Here is a 17,503-nt window from a genome sequence, read left to right as displayed (position 1 = left end):
TCCGGTCGGCGGTACGCCCTCTCCCGAGCCGAAGGACCCGCCGGTGAAACGCCTTCTCGCCGTCGCCCTCGTCCCGGCTTGGGCGTGGGTGAAGGGTTGTGATGTTTTCCGGCGGGCGAGGCATGCCTCGCCCGCCGGGCGCCTTTACAAAGTAGATTTCTTGGCATGTCGCCAGGCCGCGAGCCTTTCGACGAATGTCGCATCACGGGCATCCGCCGCCATAGGTTCGTCAGTGGATCCGGCCGGACCCAGCGGGCAGGCTGACGGCATGAACGCGGACGCGGTGGTCATAGGTGCCGGCGTGATCGGGGCGTCGATCGCGTACGAGCTGGCGGGCTCCGGCCTGAACGTGCTGGTCGCCGACAAGGGCGGCGGCGCGGGCCAGGGCTCGACCGGGGCCTCCAGCGCGGTGGTCAGGTTCAACTTCTCCACCTGGGACGGCGTCGCGCTGGCCTGGGAGGCCAAGCACTGCTGGGAGTCCTGGCGCGACCACCTCGGCGCGCCGGCGGACGAGCCCCTCCCCCGCTATCACCGCACGGGCCTGGTCATGCTGGACGTCCGGGCCGCTCCCCGTGCGCGGATCCTGCCGTTGTTCGACCGGGCCGGCGTGCCGTACGAGGAGTGGGATCCCGACACGCTCGCCGCGCGCGTCCCCGGCATCGACACCGGCCGGCACTGGCCGCCCGCGCGGCTCGACGACGAGCGCTTCTGGAGCGAGCCCGGCGGCCGGCTCGGCGCGGTGTTCACCCCGGACGCGGGCTACGTCGACGACCCGCAACTCGCCGCCGCCGGCCTGGCCGCCGCCGCGAGCCGCCGCGGCGCGTCCTTCCGCTACCGGCGGGAAGTGGTGGAGGTCGCCCGCTCACACGGGCGGGTCTCCGGTGTACGGCTGGCCGACGGAACCCTGATCGCCGCCCCGATCGTGGTCAACGCGGCCGGTCCCTGGTCGGCGGCGCTCAACCGGCTGGCCGGTGTGACGTCCGTGCGGACGCGGCCCCTGCGTCAGGAGGTCCATCACGTGGCCGCCGCTCCCCCCGGGTTCGGGCCCATCGTCGCCGACCTGGACCTCGGCGTCTACCTGCGCGGCGAGCCGGGCGGCGGGCTGCTCGTCGGCGGCACAGAACCGGCCTGCGACCCGCTCGAGTGGCTGGACGACCCCGATCAGGCGGCCATGGCGCCCACGGCGTCCTCGTTCGAGACCCAGGTCACCCGGGCCGCGCGCCGCTTTCCCGCACTCACCGTGCCCGGCCGGGCCAAGGGGGTGGTCGGCGTCTACGACGTGACCGACGACTGGGCGCCCGTCTACGACCGGACGGAGCTGCCCGGGTTCTACGTGGCGATGGGCACCAGCGGCAACCAGTTCAAGAACGCCCCGGTCGTCGGCCGGATCATGACGGCCCTGATCGAGGCGGTCGAAGGCGGCAGGGACCACGACCGCGAGCCCCTGGACTATCTCGCCCCGCACACCGGGCACCGGATCGGGCTGGCCGCCTTCTCCAGGAAAAGGCCCGCCGGCACCGGCGGCACCGGCACCGTCATGGGCTGAGCCCGCTTCACCCACCACCGACGGACAGGAGTCCTCATGACACACATCGACGTGCGCGGCAGTGCCACATGGAACCTGGTCGACGAGCACTTCCGCAGGCTGCACGACCCGGTGCTGGGCCGGCCGCACAGGGTGCTGGAGCCGGCCTGCTCCGCCGACGGGTCGCGGATCGCCGTGACCGGCCTGGTCTACGACGAGCTGGCGGGCCTGCCCCGGCAGGCCTGCTTCCTGGTCGACGGCACGGAACTGCGGCCGCTGACCGGATCGTCCGGCTCCTCCAGGCAACCGTGCTTCTCCCCCGGCGGCGCGGCGGTGGCGTTCCTGTCGGATCGCGCGCAGGCGGGCAGGTTCCAGCTGTACCTGTTGCGCGAGGGCCACCTGGGTGAGGCGGAGGCGACCCCGGCCGTGCCCGGGACGGTCGAGTACTGCTCCTGGTCGCCGGACGGCACCCGGGTGCTGCTCGGGGTGGCCGGGCTCGGCGCCGATCTGGCCGGCGGCCAGGGGAGCGGCACGACGTACAAGCCGGAGGAGGAACTGCCGGACTGGCACCCGCACGTCGAGGCCGGCGCGACGGAGGAGGCGTGGCGCTCGCTGTGGGTCCACGACCTCGCGGCGGGCGCGACCACCCGGCTGTCGCCGGACGGCGTCAACGTCTGGGAGGCCGTCTGGTCAGGCCCGGACGCCGTCCTCGCGGTCACCGGCACCGCTCCGGACGAGGGCGCCTGGTACACGGCCGTGCTCTCCCGCCTGGGCCTGGACGGGACGCTCAGCGAACGTGCCCGCTCCGGCGTGCAGTTCGGCTGGCCCGCCGCCTCGCCCTCCGGAGGACGGCTGGCCGTGGTCGAGGCGGTGTGCAGCGACCGCTGGGTCGTCGCGGGCGACCTGCTGGTGGGCTCCGGTGACGCGGCCCCGGAGCGGGTCGACTCCGGCGGGGTGGACGTCACCGCGACCCAGTGGATCGACGCCGATCGCCTGGGATTCGTCGGGATACGCGGCCTGGAGACCGTCGCGGCCGTGTACGACGCCGTGACCGGGAAGACGACCGAGCTGTGGTCGAGCACGGACACCAGTTGCGGCACGCGCTACCCGGAGGCGGCCTGGACCGCCGACGGCCGCGTGGTGATCGTCGAGGAGGGCTACGCGCTTCCGCAACGCGTCGTGGTGCTGGGCGAGGACCGGGCCGAACTGGCCGCGATCTCGCATTCCGGCACCGACTACCAGCTGTCGATCGCGGGCCGGGCCGAGGCGGTCGCCTGGTCGGCGCCGGACGGCCTGCCGCTGGAGGGGATCCTGTGCGTGCCCGACGGCGAGGGGCCCTTCCCGCTGGTGGTGAACATCCACGGCGGCCCGGTATGGAGCTTCCGTCATCTGTGGTCGATGTTGTACGCCTGGACTCCGCTGCTGGTCGCCCAGGGGTACGCCGTCCTCAACCCCAACCCGCGGGGCAGCTCGGGCCGTGGCCAGGACTTCGCCCGGCTGGTGTTCGGGGAGATGGGCGGCGACGACACGGCCGACTTCACCTCGGCGGTGGACGCCCTGGTCGAGCGGGGGATCGCCGACCCGGCCAGAGTGGGCGTCATCGGCGGCTCGTACGGCGGCTACATGTCCTCCTGGCTGGTCACCCAGGACCGGCGCTGGGCCGCCGCCGTGCCGGTGGCACCCGTGACGAACTGGTACAGCCAGCACTTCACCAGTAACATCCCCTTCTTCGACGCTCTGTTCCTCGACGGGAATCCGGAGGTGCCCGGGGACAAGTTCCACGCCAGGAGCCCGGTCGCCCACGCCAGCAAGGCGCGTACCCCCTGCCTGAACGTCGCCGGCGCCCTGGACCGCTGCACTCCCCCGACGCAGGCCAGGGAGTTCCACCAGGCGTTGCTGGAGCATGGGGTCGAGTCGCAGCTCGCGATCTACCCGGGCGAAGGGCACGGCGTCCGCGCCTTCCCCGCGGTGATCGACTTCTGTACGCGGGTCGTGGACTGGTTCCAGAAGCACATGCCGGCCACCCGCGGCTGATCAGGGTGCGGCGTGCGGGTTCGGGCTGACCAGCGCGTCCGGCACCCGCTCGCGGGCCACGGCGGCGTGCACCCGGCAGGCCGGCTCGGAACCTCCCATGCCGGGCAGCTCGACCAGCATCTGGTGCAGGCCGCCGGGGTCGCAGGGCCGGTCGGCGTCGAGTTCGTCGGCCCACTTGTCCGTGGCGCCGCCCCGCAGCAGCTCGCACACCGTGCTGAAGCGGCTGGCGTGGTCGGCGGAGGACCTGGCCTCGCGCAGCGCGTCACCCAGGCTGTCCAGGTGCCGGCGGGCGGCCGGGTGGAGCAGGCGGTCCTTGTCGGCCGCCAGGTCGGCGACCTCGCGCCGCAGCTCCGCCACCGCCTCCAGCAGCTCCATCAGGTACAGGCCCGCCTCGCCCTCGCGCTCGATGAACTCGTAGGCGTCCGCGCGCCGCTGGCACGGGTCGGCCGCGCGGGCGACGGGCCCGATCTCGCCGGGGGTGGCGAGCTTGCGCGACTGCAGCATCAGCACCGGCGTGAACAGCAGCGGCTCCTGCCCCTCGGCGTCCGGCTCGCCGGTGGCGATGCGGTCGCCGGGACCCGCGAGCTCGCCCGCCTCGTTGAGCGGCAGGTGGTCGATCCTGGCCACCACCGCCCAGTCGCGGGGTTCGCGCGGGTCGTGACCGGGCTCGATCTCGTCCACGTCGAGCATGACCGGCGTGCCGTCCGAGCAGCCGTCGGCGATGGCGGCCAGTTCGCCGGTGGTGGCGATGATGCGGCGCCGGCCGTACTCCATGCTGACTCTCCTCTGTCCCGGCGAGGCGGGCTGGGCGGACGACGGCCAGCGTAGCGCGGGAAGGCCTCTCACCAGGTGTCTGTCATCCTCAACGGCGCAGGTGCCGGAACGCCGCCCTGAGTTCGGAGACCAGGAGGCCGGGCTGTTCCAGGCCGGGGAAGTGGCCGCCGCGGTCCAGTTCGTTCCAGGAGCGCAGGTCGTGGTAGCGGCGCTCGGCCCAGCGGCGGGCGGTCGGCCACGGCTCGGCCGGGAACAGGGAGCAGGCGGTGGGCACCGTCACCGGCTGGGCGTTCTCCGCCTCGGCGCTGCGCGGCACCCACCGCATGGTCTCCCAGTACCAGCGGGCGCTGGAGGCGCCGGTCCCGGTCAGCCAGTACAGGGCGATGGTGTCCGCCTGCTGCGCCAGGCTGACTCCGCCGCCGTACTCCGGGCGGGGGTCGGAATAGGCGGCGAACTTCTCGCCCAGCCACGCGGCCAGGCCCGCGGGCGAGTCCAGCAGGGAGTAGCCCAGGGTCTGGGGACGGCTGGCCATGATCATCGCGAAGCCGTAGCCGTCGGCCAGATGCGTGTCGCGGCGTTCGAGCATGCGTTGTTCGGCCGGGTCCGGGGCGATCCGGTCCTCCGGCAGGGGCGAGGCGAGGGGCATGGTCAGGTGCAGGCCGGTGACGCGTTCGGGGACCAGGCGCGCGAGTTCGGTGCTGACGAACGCGCCCCAGTCTCCGCCGTGCGCGCCGAACCGCTCGTAGCCGAGCGCGGTCATCAGGTCCGCCCACGCCCGCGCGGTACGGCCGGGGTGCCAGCCGGGTTCGCGGGGACGGTCGCTGAACCCGAAGCCCGGCAGCGCCGGGACGACCACGTGGAAGGCGTCGCTCGCCGAGCCGCCGTGGGCGACGGGGTCGCTGAGCGGGCCCAGGACGTTCTCGAACTCCAGGACCGAGCCCGGCCAGCCGTGGGTCAGCAGCAGGGGGAGCGCGCCGGGCTCGGGTGAGCGCACGTGCCAGAACGCGATGGGCAGGCCGTCGAGGCGTACGCGGTAGTGCGGGATCGCGTTCCACCGGTCCTCCACCGCCCGCCAGTCGTGCCGGCGCCAGGTGCCGAGCAACGTTCTCAGCCGGTCGAGCTCAAGGCCCTGCGTGGCGTCCGGCACCGTTTCCGGCTCGGGCAGCCGTACCTCGTCGAGGCGGGTCCGCAGACTCTCCAGGTCACGGTCGGGGACGCGGATGGGGTAGGGCTCGATGTCAGGCATGAACAAAACCCTAGGAACGGCTCACCCCGGCTGGCCATGCCGCGGATTGCCGGAAAAGCGGTCAGGAATTGCGATACGCGGACGGCCGCGTGCCCGTGTGCCGCAGGAAGGCCGCCGACAGGGCACCGGGGCCGGCGAAACCGCACAGCGGCGCGATCTCGGCGACCGTGAGCCCGCTCTCCCGCAGCAGGTGCCGTGCCTTCTCGATCCGCAGGCGGGCCAGGTAGCGGTGCGGTGTCTCCCCCGTCGCCGCGCGGAACACGCGGACCAGGTGGAAGACGCTGAGGTACACCTCGTCCGCCATGTCGGCCAGCGTGAGGGGCTCGGCGAGCCGGTCGCGCATGAGGGCGATCGCCGCGCGGACGCGGGCGTCCTCCCGGGCCGGGGGCCGCTCGGGCGCCCGGGTGTGGCGGGTGAGCAGGTGGACGGCGAGGAAGGACGCCGCGGACTCGGCGTACAGGTCGCCGGCCTCGCCGGCGGCGCCCACGGCGCGTACGGCCTCCTCGATCAGCGGATCTCCCGCGGCCACGGAGGCCGCCATGCTCGGGTAGTCCGGCCGGCGGCCGCCCAGTTGCTCGGCGGTCCGTTCGACGGTGCCGCGCGGGATGTGGACCTGCACGCTGCGCAGCGGCCCGTCCCCTCGGTAGCGACGGCGGAGGGGCCGGTCCGGCACGCCCAGTTCGAGCCGGCCCGGCGTCCAGGTGCGGCGGCTCCATCGGGCGCCGGTCCGCGTCTCCATGGTGGCCCGGCCGCCCACGGGCAGGATCAGGTGCAGGTCGGCGGCGGCCGGCAACTCCATGTCCTCGACCTCGGGGACGTGCTCGAACCGCTGCACGAGCAGCGAGCGCCAGCCGAGGTTCTCCCAGCTGCAATGGGTCCGCCGGACATAGCGATCCATGTCGAAACCGGCATAGGGCTGGAGGTCGAAGTGAACGGAGTTGAACACCATACGGCCGAGGCTAGCCGGGCTTGCGCGTCCGCCATCCTCATGCGTACAGTGTGCGCATCAAGGAACGCGGTACGCATCTGCGGAGGATGAACCATGGATCTCGCATATTGGCAGACCCGGCTCGACGCGCTGCGCGCCCGCCACCACGTGCCGGGCGCGAGCCTGGCCGTGGTGGCCGGCGGCGAGCTCCACGAGCTGGCCGGCGGCCTGCTCCACCGCGGCACGGGGGTGGAGGCCACCACCGGCTCGGTGTTCCAGCTGGGCTCGGTCGCCAAGATCTACACGGCCACGCTGGTGATGAGCCTGGTCGACTCCGGCGAGCTCGGCCTCGACACCCGGGTCGCCGACGTCCTGCCCGGCTTCGCCGTCGCCGACACGGAGGCCACCACGACCATCACGGTCAGGCAGTTGCTCACCCACACCAGCGGTCTCAGCGGCGACTTCCACCTCGACACCGGCCGCGGCGACGACTGCGTCGCCCGCTACGTCGAGGCCTGCGCGAACCTGAGCCTGGACTGCCCCACCGGCACCGCGCTGTCCTACAGCGGCAGCGGCTACATCATCCTGGGCCGCATCGTCGAGGTGATCACCGGCCTGACCTGGGACCAGGCGCTGAAGGAGCGCATCCTGACCCCGCTCGGACTCGATCAGACGATGACGCTGCCCGAGGAGGCGCTGCGCTTCCGCGTGGCCATGAGCCACCTCGGCGGCGCCGGTGCCTACCCCGAGCCCGCCCCCGTGTGGGACTTCCAGTCCCGCGCCGCCGCCCCCGCCGCCCGCGTCCTGGCCACCGCCGGCGATCTCGCCCGTTTCGCCCAGATGCACCTGAACGGCGGCGCCGGCGTCATCTCCCCCGAGACCATCGCGGCGATGCGGCGGCGCGAGGTCGAGTGCCCGGACAAGTGGACCGTCAGCGCCGACGCCTGGGGCCTCGGCTGGACGCTGTACGACTGGAACGGCGTCCCCGGCTACGGCCACGACGGCTCGGCCGTGGGCCAGTTCGCCTACCTGCGCGTGGTGCCGGGAGCGGGCGTGGCGATCGCGTTGCTGACCAACGGCGGCGCCACCCGCCAGCTGTACGCCGACCTGTTCGGCGAACTGCTGTCCGAACTGGCCGGCGTGCGCCTGCCCGAGCCGTTCGGCCCCGCCGCCGAGCCGCCCGCGGTCGACTGGGCGTCGCTGACCGGCACCTACCGCCGCGAAGGCGCGGTCCTGACCGTGACCGAAGGGCGGCTGCTGTACGAGTTCGCCGACGGCATGGAGGGCATCTCCCCGCCTCTGGACGTCGAGCTCGCACCCGTCACCGCGACCGTGTTCGCGGGGACCGGCGCCGGTCCCTCGTTCAACGACGACTCCATGCCCGTCGTGTTCTCCACGCTGACCGACGGCACCCCATGCGTGTTCGTCGGGATGCGCGCCACCCCCAAGATCGCCTGATCAGGTCTGCTCGAAGACGACGCGTCCCCCGGTCACGGTCAGCGTGACCGGGGACTCGGCCAGCTCGTCCGCTGGCGCGGTGACCGGGTCGAGCGCGAGCGCGGTGAGGTCGGCCAGGAACCCGGGGGCGATCCGGCCGGAGACCGACTCGGTCGAGGAGGCCAGCGCCGCGTGCGAGGTGCAGCCCTCCAGCGCCATCAGGCCGCTCAGCCCGCCGCCGGTGGCCGCGCCGCGCGGCTCAAGGGCGGCGGCCAGGATCTGGCGGGCGTCGTAGTGGGCGATCGGCCAGTCAGAGCCCAGCGCGAGGGTGGCGCCGGCCTCGCGCAGGTCACGGCAGCGCCAGGCGCGCGCGGCCCGCTCGTCACCGAGGCGCCTGGACCACTCGTCGGTGTGGTCGGCGCGCGTGTAGGCGGTGTGCGGGGGCTGCATCGAGGCCGCCACACCCAGCCCGGCGAACCGGCCGACCTGGTCGTCGGCCAGCGTCTCGATGTGCTCGACGCGGTGGCGCGGGCCGCCCGCCCCCAGCCCCTCGATCGTGTCCAGGACATGCCGGACGGCCGCGTCGCCGATCGCGTGCGTCGCGGTGGGCACGCCCACCTGGTGCAGCGTCCGTACGGCATGCCGGTAGTCGGCCGGATCGAGCCAGAACGCCTCGGTGCCCTCGCCGTGGCAGTCGGCGTGTTCGAGCCAGGCGGTGCCGCCCTCGACGGTGCCGTCCATGAACAGCTTCACCCCGCCGACCCGCCAGGCGCGGCCGTGCTTCTGCTGCATGCCGATCAGGCCGGCGAACTCGTCGGGGCCGTCGCCGGGCATGCACCACGGCGCCAGGCGGAGCCGTACGGGGAGGTCGTGCTTGTCCTCGACGGCGGCGAGCAGGTCGAGGTCGCCGGCGCCCACGTCCATGACGTGGGCGCCGGTCAGGCCGGTCGCGGCCATGCCGGACAGGAGTTCCAGCAGCCGTTCGGCCCGTACGGCCGGCGGCGTGAGGGGCAGATGCGGCTTCATCAGGTCCATCGCGGCGTGTTCCACGAGGTGGCCGGTGGGGCGGCCACCGGGGTCGCAGACGACGGCGGCGCGCTGGGCGAACGCGCGCGGCCCTTCGATGCCCGCCAGCTCCAGGGCGGCCCTGCTGACCAGGACGGAGTGCGCGTCGTAGAGCCGCAGGTGCGCGGGCGCGCCGGACACCGCCTCCTCGATCAGGTCGTGGTGGAGCGCCCGGCCGCCGAACACGTTGTGGTCGAGCCCGTAGGCGAGCACCCACCCGTCCACCCGCGGCGCCGCGCGGAGTGCGGCGCGCAGGCCGCCGAGGTCGGTGACCGCGGACAGATCGGCGCCGGTCGCCAGGTCCAGGCCCCACAGCGGGTGGGCGTGCGCGTCGGTCAGGCCGGGCACCAGGGTGGCTCCGGCCAGGTCCACGACGCGGGTGCCGTTCCCCCGCCAGTCACGCGCGTCGGTGTCGTCGCCGACGGCGGCGATCAGGCCGCCCTTGACGGCGAGCGCGGTGGCGCGCGGCCGGGCCGGGTCGAGGGTACGGACGCGGGCGCCGATCAGGACGAGGTCGGCTGTGGGCACGGTTCACTCCCGAAGTTCTGGTAGACCTCCGCGCGGTGCCTCCTGAGCCAGAGCGCCAGCCCTGTTCCGATGGCGAAGACCGCGGGGATGAGGGTGAGGATGACCGTGTTCACCGCGACGGCGCCGCCGGTGAACAGGGAGATCTTGGTGACGATCAGGCCGAGCGCCCCGGCGAGCAGGACCGCGGCGGCGACGGGCGCGACGAGCGTGCGCACGACACCTTCCCCCTGCCGGTTCCTGCTGAAGTAGAACGGTACGGCGACGGCCGCCAGCAGCATCAACGTCACCAGGCTCATCATGCCGAGCGTGTTCACCCAGAGCAGCAGGTGGGTGTACGGGTCGGCGCCGGCCAGCCAGAAGGCGAGCACGACGACCAGCCCGAGCGCGGTCTGCGCGATGCCCGCGGCGTACGGGGACTGGTGACGGGGGTGGATCCGGCCGAGCACGGACGGGAGCACCCGCTCCTCCGACAGCGACAGGGTGTAGCGGTTGATCGCGTTGTGGAAGGCGAGCAGCGAGGCGAAGATGCTGGTCACGATCAGGATGTGCATGAGGCCGGCGGCCCATCCGCCCACGTAGGCGGTGATCGCGCCGAAGAAGAGGCCGGCCGGGTCGGCCGCGGCGGCCTTCACGACGGCGGCGCCGCCGAAGGCCTGGATCACGATCCAGACGATGAAGGCGTAGAAGACGCCGAGGAAGGCGAGCGCGACGTAGGTGGCCCGCGGGATCGTGCGGCCGGGGTCGCGGGCCTCGCGCCGGTAGATCACGGTCGACTCGAACCCGGTGAACGCGCCGAACGCGAACGCCAGGACGGCGATCATGCCCGGTGCCGTCACGTTGACCGGGGCGAAGGAGTCCAGGCTCAGCGTGCCCTTCAGCAGCACCCCGCCGGCCAGGAGCAGCAGGATCGCGGTCTCGGCGACGAGCAGGACGCCCAGGACCTTGGCGCCGAACGTGATCGAGCGGTAGCCGCCGTAGTAGGTGATCAGCAGCCCGGCCACGGCGATGACGATCCAGGGCACGTCGATGCCCAGCAGGCTCTTCAGCGTGCCGGCGGTGGCGCTGCCGAGCAGGCCGTACACGCCGATCTCCATGGCGTTGTAGCCGACCATGGCCACCAGCGCGCCACCGGCTCCCGCCGGACGGCCCAGGCCGCGGGTGATGAACGCGTAGAAGGCGCCGCCGCCGCGTACGTGCCTGCTCATCGTGGTGAAGCCGATCGCGAAGATCGCCAGGACGAGACCCGCGACCAGGTAGCCGGCCGGGGCGCCGATGCCGCCGAGCATGATCGCGATGGGCGAGACACCCGCCATCACGGTGAGCGGCGCGGCGGCGGAGATGACGAAGAAGGAGATGTCGACGCTTCCGAGCGAGTCGGATCTGAGAGGCATGGCGGTTACGCCCTTCTAGGCACCAGCACCAAAAACCTAAAGCATTTTGATTTTGGCAATGTAGCCTCTGAGGGCACGCTTGAGAAGACGTAACCGGGAGAACGACACATGGGCCGGCCTCGGACACCACTCCTTGACCGCGAACGCATCACCACCGCCGCGCTGGCCCTGGTCGACGAGCAGGGCGAGGTCAGCCTGCCGCAGATCGCCCGGCGGCTCGGCGTGCAGACCGGCTCGCTCTACCACCACGTCGACGGGCGTGAGGGCGTCATCGAGCTGATCCGCGAGCACGTCTCCCACCGGATCGACTCCTCCATGCTCGACGTCCCGCCCTGGGACAAGGCGCTGGCCGGCTGGGCCCGTTCCTACCGCGCCGCCTTCGCCGCGCACCCGCGCGCCATCCCGCTGCTCCTGGCGACGCCGGTGCGGACGCCGCGGGTGCTGGGGCAGTATGAGCAGGCCGTACGGATGCTGAACGAGGCCGGGTTCGCCCTCCGGGACGTGCTGACCATGATCACCGCGGTGGAGAACCTGATCTTCGGCTCGGCTCTCGACCTGGCCGCGCCGGACCCCATCTGGGACCTGTCCGGCCAGAGCGGCGCCCCCGCCCTGTCCCAGGCGATGGCCGCCGCCCCGCCGTCGCGCGCCGACGACGCCTTCGATCTGGCCCTGTCCGCCTGCCTGGCCCACTTCAGGACCCTGGCGAGCCGCTGACGCCTCCTTCGACCTGGCCCTGGCCGCCTGGCAGGGGGCCTTCGCAGGCCACGGGCCTCGATGCGGGGATCAACCACTCTCGCGACCCCGGCGGGTGGCCACCATGAGGCCTTCCTCCGCCTACGTCCGCGGGACGTGGCAGGAAGTCCCGGTGGGGCGTTCCGGGTGCGAGTGAGCGCGCCGCCAGCCAGGCCGCGGCGTCCTCGCCCCGCCCGGCGACCGCCGGCGCGCAGTCAGGCAGCAGATCCCCTACGGCCCGCCGTACCGGGCCTTCGCTGGTCAGCACGCTCCCGGCCAGCACCACGGGCGTGCCGGGCACGTGCACCTCCCGGAAGGTCCGCACCAGCAGACCGGCCGCACGCTCGACGATCTTCACCGCCGCCGGATCGCCCTCGCCGGCCGCCCGGCTGACCAGGGGCGCCAGCTCGGCCAGCGCCAGCGGCGGGGCCGCCTGGACCGCCACCGCCACCATCTCCGGCGCGCGGACGCCGAGCCGCCCGAGCACCGACGCGGTGAGCAGGCCCGGTGTCCCGCGGACGGCCGAGCGGGCCGCCTGCCGCCCGATCCAGAACCCCGAGCCCTCGTCGCCGAGCTGCCAGCCGTGCCCGTCGGCCGTCGCCGCGATCTCGTGGTCAATAATTTTCGCCGCGATCGCTCCCGTGCCGGAGATCAGCACGGTTCCGGAGGCCGCGGGGGTGCCCGCGGCGAAGGCCACGACCACGTCCCCGACCACCCGGGGCGGCACCGGGAAGTGCGCGGCGAGCCCCTCGGGCAGCCCCTCGACGCCCGCCAGGCCGATCACCGCCGCCCGGACGCCGCCGGGCCCGGATGTCGCCAACGCCTCCTCTATGGCCTTTCCCACCTGAAGAAAGGCCTCTCCGGGCGGGCACGCGGCCGGATTTCCGCACCCGGCCCGCCCTCGCCCCAGCACCCGCCCGTCCAGGGTGGTGACGACCGCGCGCGACGACGTCCCTCCGGCGTCCACGCCGAGAACTAAGCTCATGTCAAGAATTATCGGCGCAAAGCCTTGACTGCACCAGATGTTGAGCATAATTTTCACCATCAAGGAGGACGACGTGGAACTACTGCCCCGGATCCGGGCCGAGCAAGGCGAGATGCCCGAAGCGCTGCGCAAGGTCGCGGAGGTGATCCTGGACGACCCGGCGGAGACGGCCAGGATGACCATCGTCGACCTGGCCGAGCGCAGCGGCACGTCCACGGCCACGATCACCCGGTTCTGCCGGGCGCTGGGCTTCAGCGGCTACGCCGAGCTCCGGGTCACGATCGCCAGCCAGACCGGCCGGGCCGCCCAGCAACATTGGGACACCGACATAGGGCAGGAGATCCTGCCCGCCGACGGCCTGGACAAGGTGCTGGGCGTGGTCTCCAACAGCGACATCCGGCTGATCCAGGAGACCGCCGCCCAGCTCGACCTGGCCACGGTGGAGAAGGTGGCCAACGTCATCAAGAACGCCGGCCGGGTGCTGCTGTTCGGCGTGGCCAGCAGCGCGGCGGTCGCCGGTGAGATGGAGTACCGCCTCCAGCGCATCCGCGTCCCCACCTGGAGCAGGTCGGACGCGCACAGCGCGCTGACCGACGCCGCGCTGCTGACCGACGGCGACGTGGCGATCGGCATCTCGCACAGCGGCAGGACCAGGGAGGTCATCGAGGTGCTCGCCGAGGCGGCCGGCCACGGCGCGATCACCGTGGCGGTGACCTCGCACCCCGGCTCGCCGCTGGCCGAGGTGGCCGAACTGGTCCTCACGACCGCGGCGCGGGAGACGACCTTCCGCAGCGACGGGTTCGCCGCGATCCACTCCCAGCTGCTCGTCCTCGACGTGGTCTACGTCGCGGTCGCGCAGCGCACCTACGAGCGCACCAAGGAGGCGTTCGACCTGACGGTACGCGCCGTCACCGGACACCGCCTAGACGGAGGGCGATGAATCCCGACACTTACGCGACACACGTGGCCGACCTGGTCCGGACCATTCCGCGGACCCACGCCGGCGAGATCGGGCGGGCCGCCCGGCTCATCGGCACCTGCCTCGACAACGGGGGCGTGATCCAGGCCTTCGGCTCCGGCCACTCAGAAGCGGTCGCCATGGAGATCGCCGGCCGCGCCGGCGGTCTCGTGCCCACCAACCGGCTCGCCCTGCGCGACATCGTCCTGTACGGCGGAGCCGACCGCGCCGAACTCACCCGCTACGACCTCGAACGCGACCCCGCGGTCGCGCACCGCATCCTGGCCGCCGCCCCGATCGGCGAGCCGGACCTGTTCGTGGTCATCTCCAACTCCGGCGTCAACGGCGTCGTGGTGGAGCTGGCCCGGGCCGTCAAGGAACGCGGTCACGACCTGATCGCCATCACCTCCCTGGCCCACAGCACCGCCGTGGCCTCCCGCCACCCCTCGGGCGCCCGGTTGTGCGACCTGGCCGACGTGGTGCTCGACAACATGGCACCGTACGGCGACGCCGTACTCCCCCTTCCGGACGGCGGCGCGGTCGGCGCGGTCTCCACGATCACCTCGGCCCTGCTCGCCCAGCTCGTCGTCACGCGGGTCGTGCGCGACCAGCTGGAGGCGGGCAAGATCCCGCCGATCTACCTGTCGGCCAACGTGCCGGAGGGCGACGAGCACAACCTGCGCCTCGAAGCGCTCTACGCGGGCCGGATCCGCCGCGGCTCCTGAACTCCCTTAGCCGAAAGCTGTCTTCGTCATGCCTGAAAACACCCCCACCCGCCGGGGATTCCTCGGCCTGCTCGCCCTCACCCCGGTCGTCGCCGCCTGCGCCACCGGCGGCGGCGCGCCCGTGGCCTCCGCCCCGGCCGCCGCCGGGCCCACCAGCGCCGCCAACCCGCTCGGCGTCGCCGCCAAGGATCCGCTGGACGTCGTCATCTTCAAGGGCGGCTTCGGCGACGACTGGGCGAAGTTCGCCGAGTCGCTCTACACCAGGCGCCATCCCGGGGCGAAGATCACGCACGCCGGCATCCAGGGCGTCGGCCAGGCCATGCAGCCGCGCATGGTGGCCGGCGACCCGCCCGACGTGATCGACAACTCCGGCGCCGGGGCGCTGGACGTGGCCTCGCTCGTCGCCGACAGGCAGCTTCTGTCGCTGGAGAAGTTACTCGACGCCCCCTCGGCCGACGATCCGGCCGTCAAGGTGCGCGACACCCTGGTCCCCGGCATCGTCGAGGCGGGCAGCTTCGGCGGCGTGCCGTACGTGCTCAACTACGCCTATACCGTCTGGGGCCTGTGGTACAGCTCCTCGCTGTTCGCCAAGCACGGCTGGACCTACCCGGCGACCTGGGCCGAGATGCTGACGCTCGGCGACGAGATCAAGAAGGCGGGCCTGGCCCCCTGGACGTACCAGGGCAAGTACCCCGAGTACATGAACGACCCGCTGCTCACCATGGTCGCCAAGGCCGGCGGCATGGAGCAGGTCGCCGCCATCGACAACCTGGAGCCCGGCGCCTGGCGGGCCGGCAGCGTCAGGGCGGTCGTCGAGGCCTTCGCCGAACTGGCCGGGCGCGGGCACATCATGAAGGGCTCCGAGGCGCTCTCGCACACCGAGGCGCAGACCGCCTGGTGCCAGGGCAAGGCCGTCTTCATCCCCTGCGGCTCCTGGCTGGAGGCCGAGCAGGCCAAGGTCACCCCCGCCGGCTTCGACATGGTCGCCGGGCCCACGCCCCGGCTCTCGGACGGCGACAAGCTGCCCGGCACCGCCATCCAGGCCGCGGGCAGCGAGCCGTTCATCGTCCCCGCCCAGGGCAGGAACACCGCCGGCGGGCTGGAGTTCCTGCGCCTCATGCTGGCGAAGGAGAGCGCGGCCAACTTCGCCACGACCGCCAGCGCCATGCCGGTGCGCAAGGACGCGCTGGAGGGGCTCCCGTTGTCCAGCGGGCTGAAGTCGGTGGGCGAACTGGTCGCGGCGGCGGGCGAGCACGCGCTGTCCTACCGCTTTCCCGGCTGGTACGCGCCGCTGGCGAAAGCCGTACACGACTCGACGGGAGAGCTGCTCAACGGCCGGGTCAGCGCCGCGCAGTGGACGGAGCGCGTGCAGAAGGCCGCCGACCAGGTGGCCGCGGACTCCTCGATCACCAAGTACAAGCGATGAGGCACCGCCGGCTGCCGTTCATCGCGGGGTTCCTCGTCCTGCCGCTGACGCTGTACGCGGTGCTCGTGCTCTCGCCCTACGCGCAGGCGTTCTACCTGGCGCTGACCGACTGGCGCGGGGTCTCGGCGCGGGCGGAGTTCGTCGGGGCGGACAACTTCGCCCGGCTGCCGGACGATCCGCAGGTGCTGGCGGCGCTGAAGAACAACGCGCTCATGCTGCTGGTGGTGCCGATCGCCACCGTGGTGCTCGCGCTGTTCCTGGCCGCGGCGCTCAGCCTCGGCCGCCGGCGGGGCGCGGGGATCTACCGCGTCGTCTACTTCTTCCCGCAACTGCTGTCGGTCGCCGTGGTCGGGGTCCTGTTCCAGTTCGTCTACACCCCGAACTCCGGGCTGCTCAACGGAGTCCTGAACCTGCTGGGCATCGAGGGACGCTCCTGGCTCGGTGACCCGTCGCTCGCGCTGTGGGCGGTCATGGCGGTGGTCGTGTGGAGCGCGGTCGGCTTCTACGTGGTGCTGTTCTGCGCCGCGATGGAGTCGATCCCCCGGGAGATCCTGGAGGCCGCCGCCATCGACGGCGCCTCCGCGCTCACCCGCCTGACCCGCGTCGTGCTGCCGCTGGTCTGGGAGAACGTCCAGGTCGCCTTCATCTACCTGGGCATGGCCGCCCTCGACGGCTTCGCCATCGTGCAGATCATGACCGTGGGTCCCGGCGGCCCCGACAACGCCACCGAGGTGCTCGGCCTCACCCTGTACCGCAACGCCTTCACCTACGGGAAGTTCGGCTACGCCTCCGCGCTCGGGGTCGCGCTGTTCTTCCTCACCCTGGCGCTCGCCGTGCTCGTGCTGCGCGGTTCGCGCCGCGAACGGGTGGAGATGGCATGACCCTTACTCATCGGGTACGGCGGCCGCGCCCGTGGAGCTCGTTGCTGCACCTCGCCCTCGTCGGCTGGGGCGTCATCGTCACGCTGCCGCTGGTGTGGGCGGTGATGAGCTCGTTCAAGGCCGACCGGGACATCCTGACCAGCCCATGGAGCCTGCCGGACCGGCTGCATGGGGAGAACTGGGCCCGGGCATGGACGGAAGCCTCCATCGGCCGATATTTCCTGAACTCGGCGGTTGTGGTGGGGAGCGCGGTGGTCCTCACCATGTTGTTCGGGGCGATGGTGGCCTATGTCCTGGCCCGCTACCGCTTCCCCGGTGCGCGGCTCATCTACTACCTGTTCATCGCCGGGATGGCCTTCCCCCTCTTCCTCGCCCTCGTCCCGCTCTTCTTCGTCGTGCGCTCCCTGGGCCTGCTCGGCACCCCGCTCGGGCTGATCCTCGTCTACACCGCGTACGCGCTGCCGTTCACCGTCTTCTTCCTGACCTCCTTCTTCCGCACGCTGCCCACCTCCGTCGCCGAAGCCGCCTTCCTCGACGGCTGCTCCCATTCCGGCGTGTTCTTCCGGGTCATGCTGCCCATGGCCAAGCCCGGCCTCATCAGCGTCGGCATCTTCAACTTCCTCGGCCTCTGGAACCAGTACCTGCTGCCGCTCGCGCTCAATCCGGAGGAGTCCGAGTTCGTCCTGGCGCAGGGGCTGGCGGTGCTGGCCGTACGGCAGGGCTATGCCAGCGACTGGAGCGGGCTGTTCGCCGGGCTCACGATCTCGATGCTGCCGGTGCTGGCCGCGTACGTGGTCTTCCAGCGCCGTATCACCTCCGGCCTCACCGCCGGAGCCGTCCGTTAGCACCAACAGGTGAGGAGAACCCC

15 protein-coding genes are annotated in these 17,503 nt (G+C 72.5%); 9 read left to right on the top strand and 6 right to left on the bottom strand.

Features of this window, described 5'->3' with window-relative positions; all coding sequences use genetic code 11:
• Nucleotides 1-268: 268 nt before the first annotated feature.
• The gene (locus tag ACIBKY_RS25890) at nt 269-1,546 is read left to right on the top strand and encodes an NAD(P)/FAD-dependent oxidoreductase (protein ID WP_397100218.1); all 1,278 of its coding nucleotides are present in this window, start codon (nt 269-271) and stop codon (nt 1,544-1,546) included.
• A 36-nt stretch (nt 1,547-1,582) separates the two neighbouring features.
• A complete protein-coding gene (locus tag ACIBKY_RS25885) occupies nt 1,583-3,559 on the top strand; it encodes a S9 family peptidase (protein WP_397100217.1) in 1,977 nt (658 codons plus the stop codon).
• Here the strand turns inward: ACIBKY_RS25885 and ACIBKY_RS25880 are convergent, their stop codons facing one another.
• The 3 genes from ACIBKY_RS25880 to ACIBKY_RS25870 form a co-directional block, all read right to left on the bottom strand.
• Nucleotides 3,560-4,333 (bottom strand): hypothetical protein, encoded by a 774-nt coding sequence (locus ACIBKY_RS25880; protein WP_397100215.1) that lies wholly within the window; start codon nt 4,331-4,333, stop codon nt 3,560-3,562.
• A gap of 88 nt (nt 4,334-4,421) precedes the next feature.
• A complete protein-coding gene (locus tag ACIBKY_RS25875) occupies nt 4,422-5,579 on the bottom strand; it encodes an epoxide hydrolase family protein (RefSeq protein WP_397100213.1) in 1,158 nt (385 codons plus the stop codon).
• 61 nt (nt 5,580-5,640) lie between these two features.
• Complete coding sequence (locus tag ACIBKY_RS25870; protein WP_397100211.1) at nt 5,641-6,528, bottom strand: helix-turn-helix domain-containing protein; 888 nt, start codon at nt 6,526-6,528, stop codon at nt 5,641-5,643.
• 93 nt (nt 6,529-6,621) lie between these two features.
• On the opposite strand from ACIBKY_RS25870, the gene ACIBKY_RS25865 reads away from it, so the two are divergent.
• Entirely contained in the window at nt 6,622-7,965 is a 1,344-nt protein-coding gene (locus tag ACIBKY_RS25865; protein ID WP_397100210.1) for a serine hydrolase domain-containing protein, read from the top strand.
• On the opposite strand, the gene ACIBKY_RS25860 is transcribed toward ACIBKY_RS25865, so the two are convergent.
• Nucleotides 7,966-9,537: an amidohydrolase gene (locus ACIBKY_RS25860; protein ID WP_397100208.1), complete on the bottom strand. Its 1,572-nt coding sequence runs from the start codon at nt 9,535-9,537 to the stop codon at nt 7,966-7,968.
• The gene (locus ACIBKY_RS25855; RefSeq protein ID WP_397100206.1) at nt 9,513-10,928 is read right to left on the bottom strand and encodes an APC family permease; all 1,416 of its coding nucleotides are present in this window, start codon (nt 10,926-10,928) and stop codon (nt 9,513-9,515) included. Before ACIBKY_RS25855 ends, ACIBKY_RS25860 begins: the two co-directional genes overlap by 25 nt.
• Nucleotides 10,929-11,036: 108 nt before the next feature.
• On the opposite strand from ACIBKY_RS25855, the gene ACIBKY_RS25850 reads away from it, so the two are divergent.
• Complete coding sequence (locus tag ACIBKY_RS25850) at nt 11,037-11,642, top strand: TetR/AcrR family transcriptional regulator (protein ID WP_397100204.1); 606 nt, start codon at nt 11,037-11,039, stop codon at nt 11,640-11,642.
• Here ACIBKY_RS25850 and ACIBKY_RS25845 read toward each other — a convergent pair.
• On the bottom strand, nt 11,620-12,645 hold the full coding sequence (locus ACIBKY_RS25845; RefSeq protein WP_397100203.1) for an N-acetylglucosamine kinase: 1,026 nt from the start codon (nt 12,643-12,645) through the stop codon (nt 11,620-11,622). The genes ACIBKY_RS25850 and ACIBKY_RS25845 overlap by 23 nt on opposite strands.
• Nucleotides 12,646-12,682: 37 nt before the next feature.
• On the opposite strand from ACIBKY_RS25845, the gene ACIBKY_RS25840 reads away from it, so the two are divergent.
• The 5 genes from ACIBKY_RS25840 to ACIBKY_RS25820 are packed head-to-tail and all read left to right on the top strand — an operon-like array spanning nt 12,683 to nt 17,480.
• Complete coding sequence (locus tag ACIBKY_RS25840; protein ID WP_397100202.1) at nt 12,683-13,585, top strand: MurR/RpiR family transcriptional regulator; 903 nt, start codon at nt 12,683-12,685, stop codon at nt 13,583-13,585.
• Complete coding sequence (locus tag ACIBKY_RS25835; RefSeq protein ID WP_397100201.1) at nt 13,582-14,328, top strand: sugar isomerase domain-containing protein; 747 nt, start codon at nt 13,582-13,584, stop codon at nt 14,326-14,328. The genes ACIBKY_RS25840 and ACIBKY_RS25835 overlap by 4 nt, the downstream gene beginning before the upstream one ends.
• A gap of 28 nt (nt 14,329-14,356) precedes the next feature.
• A complete protein-coding gene (gene ngcE, locus ACIBKY_RS25830; RefSeq protein ID WP_397100199.1) occupies nt 14,357-15,754 on the top strand; it encodes an N-acetylglucosamine/diacetylchitobiose ABC transporter substrate-binding protein in 1,398 nt (465 codons plus the stop codon).
• On the top strand, nt 15,751-16,635 hold the full coding sequence (locus tag ACIBKY_RS25825) for a carbohydrate ABC transporter permease (RefSeq protein ID WP_397100197.1): 885 nt from the start codon (nt 15,751-15,753) through the stop codon (nt 16,633-16,635). The genes ngcE and ACIBKY_RS25825 overlap by 4 nt, the downstream gene beginning before the upstream one ends.
• On the top strand, nt 16,632-17,480 hold the full coding sequence (locus ACIBKY_RS25820; protein ID WP_397100195.1) for a carbohydrate ABC transporter permease: 849 nt from the start codon (nt 16,632-16,634) through the stop codon (nt 17,478-17,480). The genes ACIBKY_RS25825 and ACIBKY_RS25820 overlap by 4 nt, the downstream gene beginning before the upstream one ends.
• Nucleotides 17,481-17,503 lie beyond the last annotated feature (23 nt).

It is taken from the genome of Nonomuraea sp. NPDC050394, assembly GCF_044459065.1.
Lineage (GTDB): Bacteria > Actinomycetota > Actinomycetes > Streptosporangiales > Streptosporangiaceae > Nonomuraea.
This window is presented reverse-complemented; position numbering and strand designations above follow the sequence as displayed.